At 58.7% G+C, this 16199-nt stretch carries 17 protein-coding genes; 10 read left to right on the plus strand and 7 right to left on the minus strand.

The annotated features are described in order from the left end of the window. Window positions 1-5: 5 nt before the first annotated feature. From AC1RJ3_RS25300 to AC1RJ3_RS25310, 3 genes are all read left to right on the plus strand, one after another. Window positions 6-2321, plus strand: coding sequence for a PEP-utilizing enzyme (locus AC1RJ3_RS25300; protein WP_493081154.1), 2316 nt, complete (start codon window positions 6-8; stop codon window positions 2319-2321). Continuing rightward, window positions 2318-2935: a gamma-glutamyl-gamma-aminobutyrate hydrolase family protein gene (locus AC1RJ3_RS25305; RefSeq protein WP_347927285.1), complete on the plus strand. Its 618-nt coding sequence runs from the start codon at window positions 2318-2320 to the stop codon at window positions 2933-2935. Before AC1RJ3_RS25300 ends, AC1RJ3_RS25305 begins: the two co-directional genes overlap by 4 nt. Window positions 2936-3020: 85 nt before the next feature. Beyond that, window positions 3021-3734, plus strand: coding sequence for a phosphocholine cytidylyltransferase family protein (locus tag AC1RJ3_RS25310; protein ID WP_493081156.1), 714 nt, complete (start codon window positions 3021-3023; stop codon window positions 3732-3734). A gap of 41 nt (window positions 3735-3775) precedes the next feature. Here the strand turns inward: AC1RJ3_RS25310 and AC1RJ3_RS25315 are convergent, their stop codons facing one another. The 4 genes from AC1RJ3_RS25315 to AC1RJ3_RS25330 all read right to left on the minus strand — a co-directional run bounded on the left by AC1RJ3_RS25315 (window position 3776) and on the right by AC1RJ3_RS25330 (window position 7187). Next, on the minus strand, window positions 3776-4156 hold the full coding sequence (locus AC1RJ3_RS25315; protein WP_054598083.1) for a RidA family protein: 381 nt from the start codon (window positions 4154-4156) through the stop codon (window positions 3776-3778). Window positions 4157-4304: 148 nt separating this feature from the next. Next, entirely contained in the window at window positions 4305-5918 is a 1614-nt protein-coding gene (locus AC1RJ3_RS25320; RefSeq protein WP_493081159.1) for a sensor domain-containing diguanylate cyclase, read from the minus strand. A 110-nt stretch (window positions 5919-6028) separates the two neighbouring features. After that, window positions 6029-6601 (minus strand): YceI family protein, encoded by a 573-nt coding sequence (locus AC1RJ3_RS25325; protein ID WP_054598085.1) that lies wholly within the window; start codon window positions 6599-6601, stop codon window positions 6029-6031. 25 nt (window positions 6602-6626) lie between these two features. Continuing rightward, the gene (locus tag AC1RJ3_RS25330) at window positions 6627-7187 is read right to left on the minus strand and encodes a cytochrome b (RefSeq protein WP_347927289.1); all 561 of its coding nucleotides are present in this window, start codon (window positions 7185-7187) and stop codon (window positions 6627-6629) included. A 198-nt stretch (window positions 7188-7385) separates the two neighbouring features. On the opposite strand from AC1RJ3_RS25330, the gene AC1RJ3_RS25335 reads away from it, so the two are divergent. The 3 genes from AC1RJ3_RS25335 (at window position 7386) to AC1RJ3_RS25345 (ending at window position 9215) form a co-directional block, all read left to right on the plus strand. Continuing rightward, window positions 7386-8324 carry a class I SAM-dependent methyltransferase gene (locus tag AC1RJ3_RS25335; RefSeq protein WP_493081161.1) on the plus strand — a complete coding sequence of 313 codons (939 nt, stop codon included), beginning with the start codon at window positions 7386-7388 and terminating at the stop codon, window positions 8322-8324. A gap of 320 nt (window positions 8325-8644) precedes the next feature. Further along, window positions 8645-8935 (plus strand): type II toxin-antitoxin system RelB/DinJ family antitoxin, encoded by a 291-nt coding sequence (locus tag AC1RJ3_RS25340; RefSeq protein ID WP_054598088.1) that lies wholly within the window; start codon window positions 8645-8647, stop codon window positions 8933-8935. Next, a complete protein-coding gene (locus AC1RJ3_RS25345) occupies window positions 8901-9215 on the plus strand; it encodes a type II toxin-antitoxin system YafQ family toxin (RefSeq protein WP_427543680.1) in 315 nt (104 codons plus the stop codon). Before AC1RJ3_RS25340 ends, AC1RJ3_RS25345 begins: the two co-directional genes overlap by 35 nt. 92 nt (window positions 9216-9307) lie before the next feature. Here the strand turns inward: AC1RJ3_RS25345 and AC1RJ3_RS25350 are convergent, their stop codons facing one another. Both AC1RJ3_RS25350 and AC1RJ3_RS25355 read right to left on the minus strand, forming a co-directional pair. Beyond that, window positions 9308-9988 (minus strand): GNAT family N-acetyltransferase, encoded by a 681-nt coding sequence (locus AC1RJ3_RS25350; RefSeq protein ID WP_493081164.1) that lies wholly within the window; start codon window positions 9986-9988, stop codon window positions 9308-9310. A 5-nt stretch (window positions 9989-9993) separates the two neighbouring features. After that, a complete protein-coding gene (locus AC1RJ3_RS25355) occupies window positions 9994-10521 on the minus strand; it encodes a DUF3087 family protein (protein ID WP_493081166.1) in 528 nt (175 codons plus the stop codon). 515 nt (window positions 10522-11036) lie between these two features. Between AC1RJ3_RS25355 and AC1RJ3_RS25360 the strand changes: the two genes are divergently transcribed. The 4 genes from AC1RJ3_RS25360 to argE all read left to right on the plus strand — a co-directional run bounded on the left by AC1RJ3_RS25360 (window position 11037) and on the right by argE (window position 14807). After that, window positions 11037-12347: a flavin-containing monooxygenase gene (locus AC1RJ3_RS25360; protein ID WP_493081168.1), complete on the plus strand. Its 1311-nt coding sequence runs from the start codon at window positions 11037-11039 to the stop codon at window positions 12345-12347. A 55-nt stretch (window positions 12348-12402) separates the two neighbouring features. Then, complete coding sequence (locus tag AC1RJ3_RS25365) at window positions 12403-12819, plus strand: RidA family protein (protein ID WP_046027689.1); 417 nt, start codon at window positions 12403-12405, stop codon at window positions 12817-12819. A gap of 165 nt (window positions 12820-12984) precedes the next feature. Continuing rightward, window positions 12985-13662 carry a DUF1028 domain-containing protein gene (locus AC1RJ3_RS25370; protein ID WP_493081170.1) on the plus strand — a complete coding sequence of 226 codons (678 nt, stop codon included), beginning with the start codon at window positions 12985-12987 and terminating at the stop codon, window positions 13660-13662. Next, the gene (gene argE / locus AC1RJ3_RS25375; RefSeq protein WP_103316041.1) at window positions 13659-14807 is read left to right on the plus strand and encodes an acetylornithine deacetylase; all 1149 of its coding nucleotides are present in this window, start codon (window positions 13659-13661) and stop codon (window positions 14805-14807) included. The genes AC1RJ3_RS25370 and argE overlap by 4 nt, the downstream gene beginning before the upstream one ends. Window positions 14808-14829: 22 nt before the next feature. Here the strand turns inward: argE and AC1RJ3_RS25380 are convergent, their stop codons facing one another. After that, on the minus strand, window positions 14830-15741 hold the full coding sequence (locus tag AC1RJ3_RS25380) for a LysR family transcriptional regulator (RefSeq protein WP_493081173.1): 912 nt from the start codon (window positions 15739-15741) through the stop codon (window positions 14830-14832). Window positions 15742-16199 lie beyond the last annotated feature (458 nt).

The raw sequence follows: 16199 nt of genomic DNA on the forward strand, positions 1-16199 counted from the left end.
TGCCGATGGCGCTGCATTTCTCTACCAAGGCTGGCACATTGGCCAGCCTACAAGAGCGGCTCAAGTCGGCTCGCATTGCTCCGCTGTTGTCGTTCACCGTGAGGGACTGGCAAATCGGTGGGCAAGCCTGTTTTCGTGATATCCAGGGACAGCTGGGAGCCGGTCCCTGGATCGTGCGCTCCAGTTGTCTGCGCGAAGATGGCGCGCAAGCTTCCTGTGCAGGGGCCTTTCTCTCGATCCCTGGTGTCAATGAAACAGGATTGGTATCGGCCGTTGAACAGGTGATCGCAAGTTATGGCGAAGTACACCTGGCAGACGAGGTACTGATTCAACCGATGCTGGGTAACGTGGTTCGTTCCGGCGTTGCCTTTTCCCACGACCCGAATACCTGCGCGCCGTACCGGGTTGTGAACTGGTCGGAAGGCAGTGACACGGCATCAGTCACCGGCGGCATGGGCGGTCGACTTTGGCAGCAGGCGGCACTTAGCAAAGTGCCGCCGCCACCGAAATTCGCACCCTTGATCGCCTTGCTCGAAGAATTGCTGGCGTTGTTCGATGGCACGCCGATCGATTGCGAGTTCGCTGTCACACGCGAAGCAGAAGGCGAGGTATTGTGGCTGTTACAGGCCCGACCATTGATTTTGCCATCACGCCCGGAATCCGAAACAACGCAGGCCGCCCGGCTGGAAAGTATTCAGCGCAAGGTGGCGCGAGGCATGCAGCCGCACCCCTTCCTGATTGGCCAGCGTACCGTCTATGGCGTAATGCCGGACTGGAATCCGGCCGAGATTATCGGAATCCGTCCCAAACCGCTGGCGCTCTCGCTGTACCGGGATTTGGTGACCGACTCAATCTGGGCTTACCAGCGCCACAATTACGGCTATCGCAACTTACGCAGTTTCCCGCTGATGCCGCATTTCTTCGGGCTGCCGTACATCGATGTGCGCTTGTCGTTCAACTCCTTCATTCCTGCAGACCTCGATGAGGGACTGGCCGGGCGGCTGGTCGATCACTATATCGATCGACTGCTGGCCGAACCGACGCTGCACGACAAGGTGGAGTTCGAGATTGTTTTCTCGTGCTACACGTTGGATTTGTCGCAGCGACTGGAGCGCTTGGCCAGTGCCGGTTTCCTGGAGCACGAGCTAGAGGCCATCAGCACCAGTTTGCGCAAGCTGACCAACCGCATCGTTCATCCCAAGGACGGCTTATGGCGCGCCGATGCCAATAAGCTCGACGTGCTAAATGCGCGACGCGAAGAATTGCTGGCCTCCAACGCCGACCCGTTGGAGCGGATTTACTGGTTGCTGGAGGATGCAAAACGCTACGGGACCCTGCCATTCGCCGGCCTGGCCCGCGCAGGCTTCGTCGCGGTGCAGATGCTTAGATCGCTGGTGACGGTGGGCGTGTTCTCGCAGGCTGACTACGATTGCTTCATGGGGGGGGTCTCAACCGTCAGCGGCCAGTTGGCACGTGACCGGGCGACACTGGACAAGGCGACGTTCCTCGCGCGCTACGGACACTTGCGCCCGGGCACCTACGACATCCTTTCGCCTCGTTACGATGAAGCACCGGAACTCTACTTTGACTGGACCCAGCGTCCATCCACCCCAGAGCCAGTACAACCCTTTTCGCTGACCCTTCCACAAATGCGCGAAATCGTGAAGCAGCAGGAGGCACATGGCTTGGAGCCTGATCCAGTTGGCTTGCTGGATTTCATGCAAGCCGGTATCGAACTGCGCGAGCTGGCCAAGTTCCACTTCACCCGCAATCTCTCGGATGCCCTGGCATTGATTGCTGAAGTAGGCGCCCAGCATGGCATTGGACGCGAAGACATGGCCTATTGCGACATCGGTGCCTTAAAGGAGCTGCACGTTGCTGCAGCAGACCCGAAAGATGTGCTTTTGCGCAGCATTGAACAGGGCAAGGCCCGCTACGAAAAGACCCTCAAGATATCGCTGCCACCAGTGATTACCCGACCTGAGGATGTCTGGTCCTTTGAGTGGCCGGAAACAGCACCCAACTTCATCACCCAGAAGCAGGTAACAGCCCCCGTGGTGCTCAGCGATGACCGGGAAAAGCTCGCCGGGGCGATTGTCTGCATTCCCAATGCGGACCCAGGTTTTGATTGGTTATTTGCCTACCCGATTGCCGGGTTGATAACGGCGTGGGGCGGCGCCAACTCGCACATGGCGATTCGTGCCGGTGAGCTCGGCCTGCCAGCGGTCATCGGTGCCGGTGAAGTGCTCTACCGCCGCTGGTCGTCGGCTCAGCGCTTACATCTGGACTGTCCCGGGCGCTGGGTGGAGATGATGGCATGAAGGTCGTTGCCGTCAGCCAGCGCGTGGACGTAATTCCTGAGCGCGGCGAAAACCGTGATGCACTGGATCAGCGTCTGGTCACCTTGCTTCTGGTTGCCGGATTTATACCGGTGCCGGTACCCAACGGGTTGTACCTGCAAACACCCGATGGAGAAGTGATTCACGGTGCCTTGGATGACTGGCTGAACGCGGTATCACCACAGGCCATCGTTCTTTCGGGCGGAAATGACATCGGTCAGTGTTCGGCACGCGACCTGACCGAAGGCAGACTGCTTGACCATGCACGATCCCACAACTTGCCAGTACTCGGAATTTGCCGGGGAATGCAGATGATCGCGCACTCGGAAGGCAGCGAACTAAAACCGGTTACAGGTCATGTGCGAACCCGGCATAAGTTGTCGGGACAGATTGTTGCCGAGGTGAACAGTTATCACAGTTTTGCCCTTGCCGACTGCCCGAAAGGGTTTGAGGTCTTGGCGCGAAGTGAAGATGGGGAAATCGAAGCCATTCGACACCTCAACCTGCCTTGGGAAGGCTGGATGTGGCACCCGGAACGAGAGGCGTTTTTTGCATCGCACGACATTCAACGATTGAAGAAGTTGTTCGGTGAATAAAACCTGTACCCGGCCTGAGAGCTGGTACTTGGCACCCCACTCGCCGAGACGAATTCCATTCGAAAACTCATGAGGTAGAACTGTTGTGAAAGCCATTATTTTGGCTGCCGGACGTGGCAGCCGCATGAAAAGCCTCACGGATGAACGTCCGAAGTGCATGGTCGAGTTGCGTGGCAAGACACTGCTGGAGTGGCAGCTTGTGGCGCTGCGCGCTGCTGGCGTTAGCGAGATAGCCATCGTTACCGGCTACAAACGCGAGCTGTTGGCAGACCAAGAGCTGATCGAGTTCCATAATTCACGCTGGGCGCAAACCAATATGGTGTCGTCATTGGCGTGTGCTGAAGCCTGGCTGCAGGCAGAGCCGTGCATCGTGAGTTATTCCGATATTTTCTACAGCCCGGCAGCGGTCCAGTCGTTGATGACATGCAAGGCTTCCCTGGCTGTCACCTATGACCCGAATTGGCTGGCGCTGTGGACGCAGCGTTTTGGCAATCCATTACTGGATGCCGAAACATTCCGCCTGACACCTGCTGACACCTTGGCGGAAATCGGCAACAAACCAGAATCAGCAGACGATATTCAGGGCCAATACATGGGGCTTTTGCGCTTCACGCCTGAGGGTTGGGCAGAAGTCGTTCGGCTTCGCTCAGCATTAACCCCGGAGCAGTGTGACAAAGTGCATATGACGAACACCCTTCAGCAAGTCATTGATGCGGGTCGGGTCCCGATACACGCCATTCCTTACACAGGAGAATGGGGAGAGGTCGACTCCTCTGAAGACCTCTCCTTGTATCAATAGAATGAGCCGCAATGCTTGATCTGTCGCGATGACCCGCAGACTCAGCCCTTGGCCGCCATCGCGGTGACTTCCACGCGCATGCCTTCAACTGCCAGGGCGGCTACGCCAACGGCGGCGCGCACCGGCCAGGGCTTGGCGAAAAAGCGTTGATAGACCTCGTTGAAGGCGGCGCGGTCGGCCATGTCGGTGAGGTAGATGGTCAAATGCATGACCCGGTCCATGGAACTGCCAGCCCGTTCCAACGCGACCTTGAGTGCCTGCAGCGTGCACTCGCTTTGCTCGGTGATGCCACCCAACTCCAGGCTACCGTCAGCGCGGGTGGGGATCTGGGTCGAGACCAGCAGGCCGCCGAAACCGGCAACATCGGAGGAGATGGATTCCGGGTCCGGGTCGGGGATAAAGGTCAGGTCTTGGTTTGCCATGAGAGGATCTCTTGCTTGAAGTGCTAAAGGGGTGATCGTGTAAGCCGCGGCCAGTTTACAACCCCATCGTGTGGGAGCAATCAATGGACGCCCCCCTGTCTTCTCGGCGACGACTTCGACGCCCAGGCGGGCTCTCGGGCACTGTTGCCTAAAGCTTGTAGGTCACATACCGACCTCGCCCGGTTTTTTTGGCTTGATACATGACGCGGTCTGCGGCCAGCAGAAGCATATCCGCAGAGCTTTCCCCGTTCCCCAGTGCAATGCCAATCGAAACACCCACGATGCAGACCGTACCGGAAATAAAAAACGGCGCTCCCAGTGCTTCAATACATTTAGTCGCGACGGTGCTCACGATCTCTTCGGCATCGTCCCCAAGGTCACTCAGCAGAACAACAAACTCATCACCCCCGATGCGCGCCAAGGTATCGGTCTCCCGGACAACCCGGCGAAAGCGCCTCGCCACTTGCCGCAGCACCTCGTCACCCGCCTCGTGGCCAAGGGTGTCATTGATATGCTTGAAGCCATCGAGGTCCATGAACAACAGGCCCACACTCGTCTCTTTGCGTTGTGCCAGAGCCAACACGTGACGAAGCTGGCCCGAGAGATGATGCCTATTGGGCAAACCCGTCAACATATCGTGATGAGCAATTTTTTTAAGCTGGGCCTGTTTGTCATCCAGCTTGATCAACAAACGATTGAAGGCCGAGATCAAGTGACCGACTTCATCATTGCGAGTGACTGGCAAGGGAGCCAGTGGTCGTTCATCACGCGTCATGCGGTCAGCCTGCGCAGCGGCATGAAACAGATGACGAAAGACAAAGTACAGACCAATGGACGAGAACACGGCGAAAATCAAAATGGATATAAACGCCCCCCTGATCAAAAAATGCTGTGTTCGATCGACGGTTGCAAAAGCTTCACTGCTGGGCAATCGGGCAACGACGAACCAGCCGGTACTTGGGACCGAGACCATTGCAGAGACTTCCTCAACCCCATCGATGTTGAGCGCTACCTCCGCACCGCGAAATCCGGCCATGGCCCGATCATGCAGCGCATTGGCGCCGGGAGGCGGCGTTGGCTTGAGCGTCATATCCTGCGCCGAGGATTCGACAAACAATCGACTGTCCGGGAAAACCAGCTGGAAGCCGCCGGTTGTCTCCCCCATGCGGCTCTGGAGCAGGGAATCCAGAAACCCTGGCGCTGCGAGTGCCGTGACGCCCACGAGAACGGCTTGAACCCTACCGTGTTCATCCCTGATGGGCGCGGACATCGGCAGCAGCGGTTTTTGGGTTGTTTGATCCACCGCAGGACGCCCGACAAATGAACGTCCTGCCCATCCGGCTTGAATGTCATCACGCTCTGCGTAAGGGGTATTGAGTGGCGGTGTCAGGTCGGGATAGCTTGCGAGTAAATCCCCATTGGCGTTCACGATGTACACATCTGTCGAGAACAACGTCTGGTAGGCGTAATGCTCTTTCAGCCAGGCGCGCAGTCGCTCGGGTTGCTTGAGGAAATCAACAGGAATGGAGCTGGCAAGGAGCTCAAGCAAACGCTGACGCTGAATGATTTTGTCGTCGATGTCGCGAGCGACATAGGTCGCCAACGCTAATTGCTGGCCTTCCACGACCGCGCTCAAATCCTCACGCAGAAAGTCGGTGAGCACGTAATAACGCACGACCGCCCCAAACACGACAATGCACAGCGCCAATCCCAACAGCCGAGTGACGACACTGTTGAAGATTCGGGTGAAATTCAAGGGCATATGAGAGTTATTCGGCATGGCCGGAGTGTAGCCGAGGGCGTAGCGCTTTTGGGTGTTTTCCCTTCACGGCGCGGCCAATCCATCGTCAGGTATCCAGGTTCGAGCACAGGCTACTGCTCGGGCGCGACCACCCGAAACTTGATGTTGATCTCGTTGGAGACAACCCCGTAATCGGCCCATTCGCCCTCACCGATCTTGAAGTCTCCGCGTTTGAGAATGAACTCGCCATCGAATACGCCGATGGCGCTCTCAGGCTTCAAGGTGATTTGTGCACCGACCTCGCGGGTAATGCCCTTGAGCGTGAGCTGGCCAGAGACCTCGTAGCGATTGTTGCCGAGCGCCTTCACGCTGCTCGATACAAACTTCGCCTCTGGATAAGCCGCCGTGTTGAACCAGGCGGGCTTTTTCAATTCGCTGTTGGCATCGCTGTTCCCGGCATCGATGCTGTCGAGCTGGATGGTCAGTGTGGCGTGGGCCGCCGAGGGGTTCGCCGAGTTGAAATCGAGGGTGGCCTCGAATTTGCCGAACGTGCCATACACCCTCGCCCCCATCTGGTTATAGGTGAAGCTGATCTGGCTCGCGCGTGCATTTACTTTCTTGTATTCGACCGCCTGGGCGCCCGCCGTGGTACCGAATACAAGGGCTGCAGCCAGGATGACAGAACGTGGAAATCGGTGGGTCATGGGATTATCCGGTCAGTGGCCTGCTTCATGGCTTGAGATGCCGAGGGTCAGGCTGGCGCTTTGACGGCAGTATGCGCGTCAGCACGTTGTCGCGATCAACGAAGTGGTGCTTGAGCGCCGCGCATGTATGAACGATCACCAGCACCAGCAATGTGTAGTTGAGGACTTTGTGCACATCGATGAGACGATCGCCGAGCGCGTCGTCCTTGGGCAGCAGATCCGGCAGCGGCAAGACACCAAACCATGACGTCTGGAAGCCTTTTGCCGAACTCATCAGCCAGCCGCTGAGCGGAATCGCGAGCATCAGTGCGTACATCACCCCATGCGAAATGTGGGACGCGAACCGCATCACGGGCGACACGGTCGTCGGCAAGGGCGGAACAGGATGGCCCAGGCGCCAGCCGAGCCGTAGCAGCACCAGAAAAAACAAAGTCACCCCGGCCCACTTGTGCCATGAATACAGCTTCAGTTTGGTCGGCGAGAACGCAAGTTCAGGCATGTAGTAGCCGAGCGCGAAGGTGCCGATCAGCCCGAGGGCTATCAGCCAGTGCAGGCAAATCGCCGTGCGGGTGTAACGATCGTTCATGAGCGCTCCGTGTCGACTGACGACGTGACCGGGTAAAACCTCACTGCCTGACTGCCGGTACATTGTTGATCCGGACCGGTACTTGCGCAAATGCTTTGACGGCAAGCTTGCCTGCGCAATCGCCTTTTGCCTCGCAGAACCCCTGGCGCCACAATTGTGGTTAAAATGCCGCCCCTTTCATATTGCCGGCCCTGCCCGATGAACCCTGACGCCCTCGCCATCCTCCGCCAGCATTTACTGACGGCTCTGACCGCTGTCCCCGAAGAAACCCGCCGCGTGTTCCATGGCCGGGGCCGATGCTGGCCGGGGCTGGAACAACTGACCGTCGACTGGATGCAAGGTGTGGTGCTGGTCTCGCTGTTCAAGGAGCCTGACCCGGCGCAGCTGGAGGCATTGAAGCAGTTGCTGATGGGGATCGCGCAGTCGCCTGAGTGGGAGAAATCCGGCGCGCATACGTTGCTGCTGCAACACCGCTACCTGCCCCAAAGCACCACCGAATGGTTGCTGGGGGAAATGGTCGAGGAATGGACGATCACCGAGGGCGGTCTGCGTTATCGCATCGACCTGGGTAAAAAACAGAACAGCGGCCTGTTTCTCGACATGCGCTACGGCCGCAATTGGGTGCGCGCCAATGCCCAGGGCAAACGCGTTTTGAACCTGTTCGCCTACACCTGCGGGTTTTCGGTGGCCGCCATCGAGGGCGGCGCGGAGCATGTGGTCAACCTGGACATGTCCCGCGGCGCCCTGAGCCGCGGACGCGACAATCACCGGCTGAATGGGCACGACTTGAGCAAGGTCAGCTTTCTCGGCCATGACCTGTTCAAATCCTGGGGCAAGGTCATCAACAGTGGCCCTTACGACCTGGTGATCATCGACCCACCGTCGTTCCAGAAAGGCAGCTTCCTGCTGACCAAGGACTACCAGCGCGTACTACGCCGCCTGCCGGAACTGCTCACCAGCGATGGCGTGGTACTGGCCTGCATGAACGACCCGGCCTTCGGCCCGGACTTTCTCATCGACGGCGTGACCCGAGAAGCCCCGAGCCTGCGCTTCGAACAGCGCCTGGAAAACCCACCGGAATTTCCCGATGTCGATGCGCAAAGCGGTCTGAAGGCGCTGGTGTTCAGGGCAGGCTGATTAGCCATATTAGAATGGTTTGCTCAGCAGTCAGCCTCCTGAACAACCAGATTCAGGTAGGAAGCAAACACCGGAGCGCAACACCTTCAGTAACTTCCTGCATTGGGCTCGGACGGTTCTCAAACACAAAGTGGACCAGGCTGATATTCATCGTGTGCTTAAACGATTGAAATACCGAGCGAAAACTCCTATCGGTGTTCAGACCGCGCCATAGGCTTTGAAACCACTCATCAAGGCGACGTTGACCGAAAGGACCCCGCTCAACCACAATGCCCGAGGTAGCGCCAATGTAGCTACAAATAAACGATGAGGTCATTACCATGGGTGCATTGCTGAAAACTACCGACGTGCGTTGCCGCATTGATGAGGATCTGAAGGTGCGTGCCACTGAAGTCTTAAACGCTTGCGGGCTGAGCATCAGTGACGCCATGCGTCTTTTTCTCCGTCAGGTCGTTGCAACTCAGGGGCTTCCGTTTGAGGTGCGCGTCCCGTCGGAAAAAACTGCCCGCGCCATGATGGAAGCGCGAGGCATTCGCCAACAGTTCGACTCGATAGACGACATGCTGAGGGACACTGATGGCGAAACCGGAGAAAAAGCAAAAGCGCGCTGAACTGCCAAAGCAGTGTGCTCAAACATCGGAATTCAAGAAGTCCTGGGAGCGTTACAAGCGAGCCGGACGCCGTGATATGAATGAAGTCCGGCAGGTGATGGTCATGTTATTTCTGGGGGAGCAACTGCCGGTCGAGTACCTGGATCATGCTTTGACGGGTGATTGGAGTGGTTTTCGGGAGTGTCATATTGGGGGGGACTTCTTGATGATCTACGAGCACTCACATTCTGACTTGATTACATTTGTCGATCTCGGAAGTCATTCTGAACTCTTCAAGTAGGGTTCCGAACGCTAAATTCCAGCGTCCGAGCCTCTTACATCCGACTGTATACGACAGTACCCGTAAGAACTCGAAGTAGCGTGAACTGCCGCCTACCCAAGCCGCTCCTGCACAAAAGCCTTGGCTTTGGCCGTCATCTGGTCGAGATGCCGGTCGCGCTGTTTTTCGGCATCGAGCATCGCCCGCTTCCCGTGTCGTTGCAGCAGATACGTATGGATCTGCCGCACTTCTGTCGAGCGGTAGATCGGCGCAGTATCCAGCACCCCCATCAAACCGCCCGTGCTGTGATTACGCGTATTCATCAGCACCTGCGGCCCGCGCGCGCCCAGCACCTGAAAGCCCATCGCTTCGAAACAGGCAACCTTGCCGACCGCACACGCCAGCTCGGCATGCGGGTAGCGGCTGAGCATTTCCTGGACCATCGCCCGTGCGACGCCCTGGTGTCGATGACTGGCTTGCACCGCCATATAGGCCACGCCGCACGCCTCGGGATCATCCTTGACCGGCAGATACAGCAAAAAGCCGATGACCTTCGAAGGATCTTCATCATCCATCGCGACGATCAATTCGACAGCGATCCCTTTAGACCCGTCGAGCGCTTGCAGATAGAGATGAACCTCGTAGCCGATCGCATATTGATAGACGTTGAACAGGAGGTTGCTCGGCGCAATCGCCACCGTGCTGATATCGGTCAGGTAGTCGACGACCATCTGCAGAATCTGGTCGTTGATGGGCTCGGAGCACGGGGTTTCAAAGTGGGTGATCGTGAACATCGAACTCATGCCTCCTTCGCCTTTACGGCCGCCAGCCACTCAGGGTTCAACTGATTCTGCTCAGTCTCGATCCCCAGCGCTTCCATGCTCGCCTTGTGCTGGTCGATCTCACGAGTCATTTGGCTGAGGCTGCTGGTGTTGCCGTCCAGTTGGTGCATTTGCGTCAGCCCCAGGTGATAAAAGCGCAGCAGCTTGATTGCGCTCGGGTTACCGGCCTGCACCGCATCGGTGACCTTATGCATGACATTGGTGACGCTCATCAGGCTACGCTTGAGTTGCCAGCCGTACACCGCCGCCGCCATCCACGGCTGCGACCAGCCTTTGGTCTTCATCAGCACGGCACTAACGACGACAGCGGCAATGACGCCCCCCAGGTTGAAGCGAAAGTTATCGCCACCGGGCTCGCCGAACAGCATGACGGCCAGGCCGGACAGCGCCATCGCCAGCAGAATGAAGGTCACGGCGATGATCACGGTGCTGCGGCGCGTCTGCTGTCGATAGGTTTCGGGGGTCCACGGCTTGATCTCGAACATCACGACAGGGCTCTTTTGCTAAGTTGAAGACAGGATGCGCGGCATTATCGCCCGTAGAGCCCGATACAGACACGCTTAATCACCAGAAACACAACATCAGCCGTAACGCACCCCCGTAGCAGCTGCCGAGCCTGCGAGGCTGCGTTCGGCTGCGAAGCAGTCGTAAAACCTGCGAGCACGGTCTTCCTGAAACACCGCGCCGCCTGACTCTACGACTGCTGCGCAGCCGAACGCAGGCTGCGCCAGCTGCTACGAAAAGCATGCGTCGCGGCAGAATTCTGTTAACGGGATAAAGGCGACAGATCTATTCAGGAAAGTACATGGGTTCGAAAAACCGACGATCTATAAAACAATGAGTGAGCCGCAACGTAGACGGGTTTAAAGGCTCTGCATCAGATATTTGTATTCAAATGCCAGCTTAATAATATTTTACCGATACCGGGGTGATCCCTAGTCTTGAGCCCAAGAAATGGCAGGTCGCAACCGACCCTAATCCAACTTCGAAGGGCATAGAGATGACCATTGAAATAATAAAAACAGACACGCTGATTGTCGGCGCGGGTCAGGCGGGTGTGGCCATGAGTGAGCACCTGAGCAAACTCGGCGTGCCGCACCTGGTGCTGGAGCGCGATCGTATCGCCGAGCGCTGGCGCACCGGGCGCTGGGATTCGCTGGTGGCCAATGGTCCGGTCTGGCACGACCGTTTTCCCGGACTTGAATTCGACGATCTCAGCCCGGATGGCTTTGCCCCGAAAGAGCGGGTAGCCGATTACTTCGAAGCCTATGCCAGGAAATTCAACGCGCCCATCCGCACCGGTGTCGAGGTGAAGAAGGTTGAACGCAATGTCGGTCGCCCGGGCTTCACCATTGAAACCTCTGAAGGGGTGATCGAGGCCAACCGTGTGGTGGCCGCCACCGGACCGTTCCAGCGTCCGGTCATTCCGCCGATCGCACCGCAAGATCAGCCGTTCCTGCAGATCCACTCGGCCGACTACCGCAATCCAGCGCAACTACCCGAGGGCGCTGTTCTGGTTGTCGGTGCCGGGTCGTCGGGGGTGCAGATCGCCGATGAATTACAGCGCGCCGGCAAGCAGGTGTACCTCTCGGTCGGCGCGCACGACCGCCCTCCTCGCGCCTATCGCAACCGGGATTTCTGCTGGTGGCTGGGCGTGCTCGGCGAATGGGATCAAGCGGCCATGAAGCCCGGTCGCGAACACGTCACCATCGCCGTAAGCGGTGCACATGGCGGTCGTACGGTGGACTTCCGCGGACTGGCCCATCGCGGCATGACGCTCGTTGGCCTGACCCAATCGTTCAATGGCGCCGTGGCGACCTTCCAGCCCAATCTTGCCGACAACCTGGCCCGCGGCGACGAGAACTATCTGGCCCTGCTCAATGCCGCTGACGCCTACATCGAGCGCAATGGCCTGGACCTGCCGGAAGAACCTGAAGCGCGCCATACCTTTGCGGATCCTGCGTGCGTGACCCATCCGATTCTCGAGCTCGACCTGGCCAAGGCCGGCGTGACCTCGATCATCTGGGCCACCGGGTTTGCCACGGACTACAGCTGGCTCAAAGTCGACGCCTTCGACGACAACGGCAAACCGCAGCATCAGCGCGGTGTATCGAGCGAGCCGGGTGTGTATTTCCTGGGGCTGCCGTGGCAGTCGCGTCGCGGCTCGTCGTTTATCTGGGGTGTTTGGCACGACGCCAAGTACGTGGCGGATCACATCGCCATTCAGCGTTCGTACCTCGACTACCGCGATGCCGGGCAGCGTCAGGCTGAAGCCGCCCCGGCCGTCCATAAAACACCTGTCAGTGCTTGATATCCGCGCCGGCGCTTGCACAGCGTAGGGCCGAATTTTTCTTGAGGAGCTTCCGATGTCCACGCCAACCCATACCCGCATTCGCATGTTCAACACCAAAGAAACCTACCCGAACCAGAGCCTGGACAATGACCTGTGCCAGGCGGTCCGGGCCGGCAACACCGTTTATGTTCGCGGCCAGGTCGGTACCGATTTTGAAGGCAACCTCGTCGGTCTTGGTGACCCGCGTGCGCAAGCCGAACAAGCCATGCGCAACGTCAAGCAATTGCTGGAAGAAGCCGGCAGCGACCTCAGCCACATCGTCAAAACCACCACCTACCTGATCGATCCGCGTTACCGCGAGCCGGTCTATCAGGAAGTTGGCAAGTGGCTCAAAGGGGTGTTTCCGATTTCGACCGGGTTGGTGGTTTCGGCACTGGGGCAGCCGCAGTGGCTGATGGAGATTGATGTGATTGCGGTGATTCCTGAGTAAGCAGGTTTACCGAGGCGCGGCCTTCGCGAGCAAGCTTTGCTCCTACAGTGGATCTTCAGTTGCCACACATTTGTGCACGACGACCATCCCCTGCAGGAGCAAAGCTTGCTCGCGATGAGGCCCGCACAGACGACACTTTCGCCAAGGCTAACCAAGGAGCAAACCATGACCTTTTCCATCGCCGCACGTTGCCCCGAAACCGGTCAATTGGGCATCGCGATCAGTTCCTCGAGCATCGCTGTCGGCGCACGCTGCCCTTGGCTGCTGCCAGGTGTGGGTGCGGTCTCAACGCAAAACATCACCTTGCCGTCACTCGGCCCGGAAGTCCTCGCCCTCATGGAACAAGGCCTTGCGCCCTCGGCTGCATTCGACAAGGTATTGACTCGCAACGGCTACAGCCAATACCGGCAGATCACCGCGATTGACCACCTCGGCCAGACCGCTCACTTCAGCGGTGCGCAAACCCTGGGCACCCACAACGCCGTGTCGGGCGAACAATGCGTGGCTGCCGGCAACATGCTGGCGGACCGTGGGGTGATCGAGGCCATGGTCAAGGCGTTCGAGCACGGCGAAGGTCAACTGGCCGACCGCTTGCTGGCGGCGCTGAAAGCCGCTGTGACGGCAGGAGGCGAAGCCGGGCCCGTGCATTCTGCGGCGGTCGTCGTGGTCGGCGAACTGACCTGGCCGATTATCAACCTGCGGGTTGATTGGGCTGATCACGATCCGATAGGCGAACTGGAGAAATTGTGGGACGCCTATCGCCCACAGGTTCAGGATTACATCGACCGCGCCCTGGCTCCCGACAAATCGCCTGGCTACGGCGTGGCGGGAGACGACCGATGAGCAACAGTGTCGATTTGCTCAAGCAACTGGTGGCCTTCGACACCACGAGCCGCGAATCAAACCTGCACCTCATCGACTTTGTCCGCGACTACCTCGAACGCTTCGACGTGCCATGCGAACTGGTCTACAACGAGCAGCGCAGCAAGGCCAATCTGTTCGCGACCATCGGCCCGGCGGATCGGCCGGGCATCGTGCTGTCGGGGCACACCGATGTGGTGCCCGTCGACGGCCAGCCATGGACCGTTGCGCCGTTCCAGCTCAGCGAGCGCGACGGCAAGTTGTACGGTCGCGGCACCGCCGACATGAAAGGCTACATCGCCTGTATTCTCGCCCTGGTCCCGTCCTTGGTGAACGCCCCGCTACGGCGGCCGGTGCATATCGCGCTGTCGTACGATGAAGAAGTCGGCTGCCTTGGGGTCCGCTCGCTGCTCAAAGCCCTCGAACAGCGCCCGGTCAAACCGATGCTCTGCATCATTGGCGAGCCGACCGAACTCAAACCGGTGCTGGGTCACAAGGGCAAACTGGCGATGCGTTGCGACATTCATGGTGAGGCCTGCCATTCGGCGTACGCCCCGCTCGGGGTCAACGCGATTGAATACGCCGCCGAACTGATCGGTGAACTGGGGCGGATCGGCCACCGGCTCAAAGCGCCAGAGCATCACGATACCCGTTTCGACCCGCCGTTCAGCACGGTGCAAACCGGCGTGATTTCCGGCGGCAAAGCCTTGAACATCGTCCCGGCGGATTGCCGCTTCGACTTTGAAATCCGCGCCCTGCCCTCACAAGACCCCAGCGTGGTGGCGCAGGAACTGCAGACCTACGCTGAACAACAGGTATTACCGCGCATGCGCGCGGTGAGCGATCAGAGCGACATCCGCTTCAGTGAGTTGTCGGCGTATCCCGGGTTGGCCACCGATGCACACAGCGAAGCGGCTGAGTTGATCGCCGAATTCTCCGGCTCGCGGGAGTTCGGGACGGTAGCGTTCGGCACCGAGGGCGGGCTGTTTGACGCGGCGGGGATTCCAACGGTGGTCTGCGGTCCTGGCAGCATGGATCAGGGCCACAAACCGGACGAGTTTGTCAGCCTCGATCAATTGAAGGGCTGCGACGCCATGCTGCAACGGATGCTGTCATCGATCTGCTGAGTCGCAATGATTGGCCCGACGCTCAGCTACAAAGTTGGGCCAGTTCTTCCTGGCAATAATCCACGAACAGCTGCACCGGTTTGGTCAGTTGCGTGCGACGCAACCACGCCGCCGATAAACCCGAGCCGGTGACCGTTTCAGCCAGCGGGACACACACGACTTTTTGCCCGTCATAGGTGTAGTCCGAAAACGGCTTGGTCACCAGAATCGAAAAGCCGAAACCGCGCCCCACCATTCCGCGCACCATCTCGATCGACGGCGAGCTGAAGACAATGTGCGGCCTCAACCCGAGCTCTTCAAAAACGCTCACGAAGTAGGTCCGGCTCGGCACCACGTCGAGCAAAATCATCGGCTCCAGTACCAGCTCATGCAGCGAGACTTTCGCCTGTTGCGCAAACCGGTGATCGGCCGGCAGCAAGGCATAGGGTTGCTGCGGCGGCATCAGCGGCACGGTCTCAATCGTGCTGTCCAGATCGTGTTCGAAGAGCATCGCCAGATCAATGCTGCCGGCGGTCAGTGCCTGCACCAACTCCTGCTGCTCGCCATCGCGAATACGGATCTCCACACCCGGCCAGCGCTCTTTGAAGCCGGCGATCAAGCGTGGCAGGTACAGCGGCGCCACCGTTTCAAAACAGCCAATATCGATCTGCCCCGCCACCATGTCATTGTCCGCCAGCGCGTTCTGTTCGAACTCGTGAGCCACCCGCAGCAGCTCAACCGCTTTGCGGTAAAAACGCGAGCCACTCGGCGTCAGCGAAACACCCTGCGCGTGATGCCGGATAAACAGCTGAACACCAAAGCTGTCTTCCAGGTGCTTGATGGCGGTCGACACCGACGGTTGGGCGATATAGAGCTTGCGAGAGGCTTCAGCCACGCTGCCGCAATCGGCGGTGGTGACGAAATACCTGAGCTGGCGCAGGTTGTAAGCAGCCATGCGGACCTCCAGAAAATAGCAATGCGTAGCGCTTTTGTGGCGAGGGAGCTTGCTCCCGCCCGACCGGGCTGGCGCACCAGGGCGCAGCACTCGCAAATCAGCAGTTTTTTGCCGAAGTTTTGGGGCCGCTACGCAGCCCAGCGGGAGCAAGCTCCCTCGCCACAGCAGCGTTCGATCTGGTGATTCTTTGGGTGCACGATCACGCTTGAACATACCGGAGGCGGAAAAACCGCGGGCACTATTTTTTAAGGTTTGAAGCAACAAACTTAATCATTTATCTATCCCGATGCATTGCACATGATCACTCCAACAAGAAAAGCGTCGCTTGCGCGGCGCTCACTGAAGTACGTCCACGTACTCACTTTGCCTTGGAATCCGTCATGGTCACCGGCACCCTGGGTGTGCAACTATTTCACCTGCCCCCCCCAGCACCGGACTCGCCGTTCCCTGCCCGGTGT

It is taken from the genome of Pseudomonas sp. GW822-FHT04C11 (assembly GCF_058800905.1).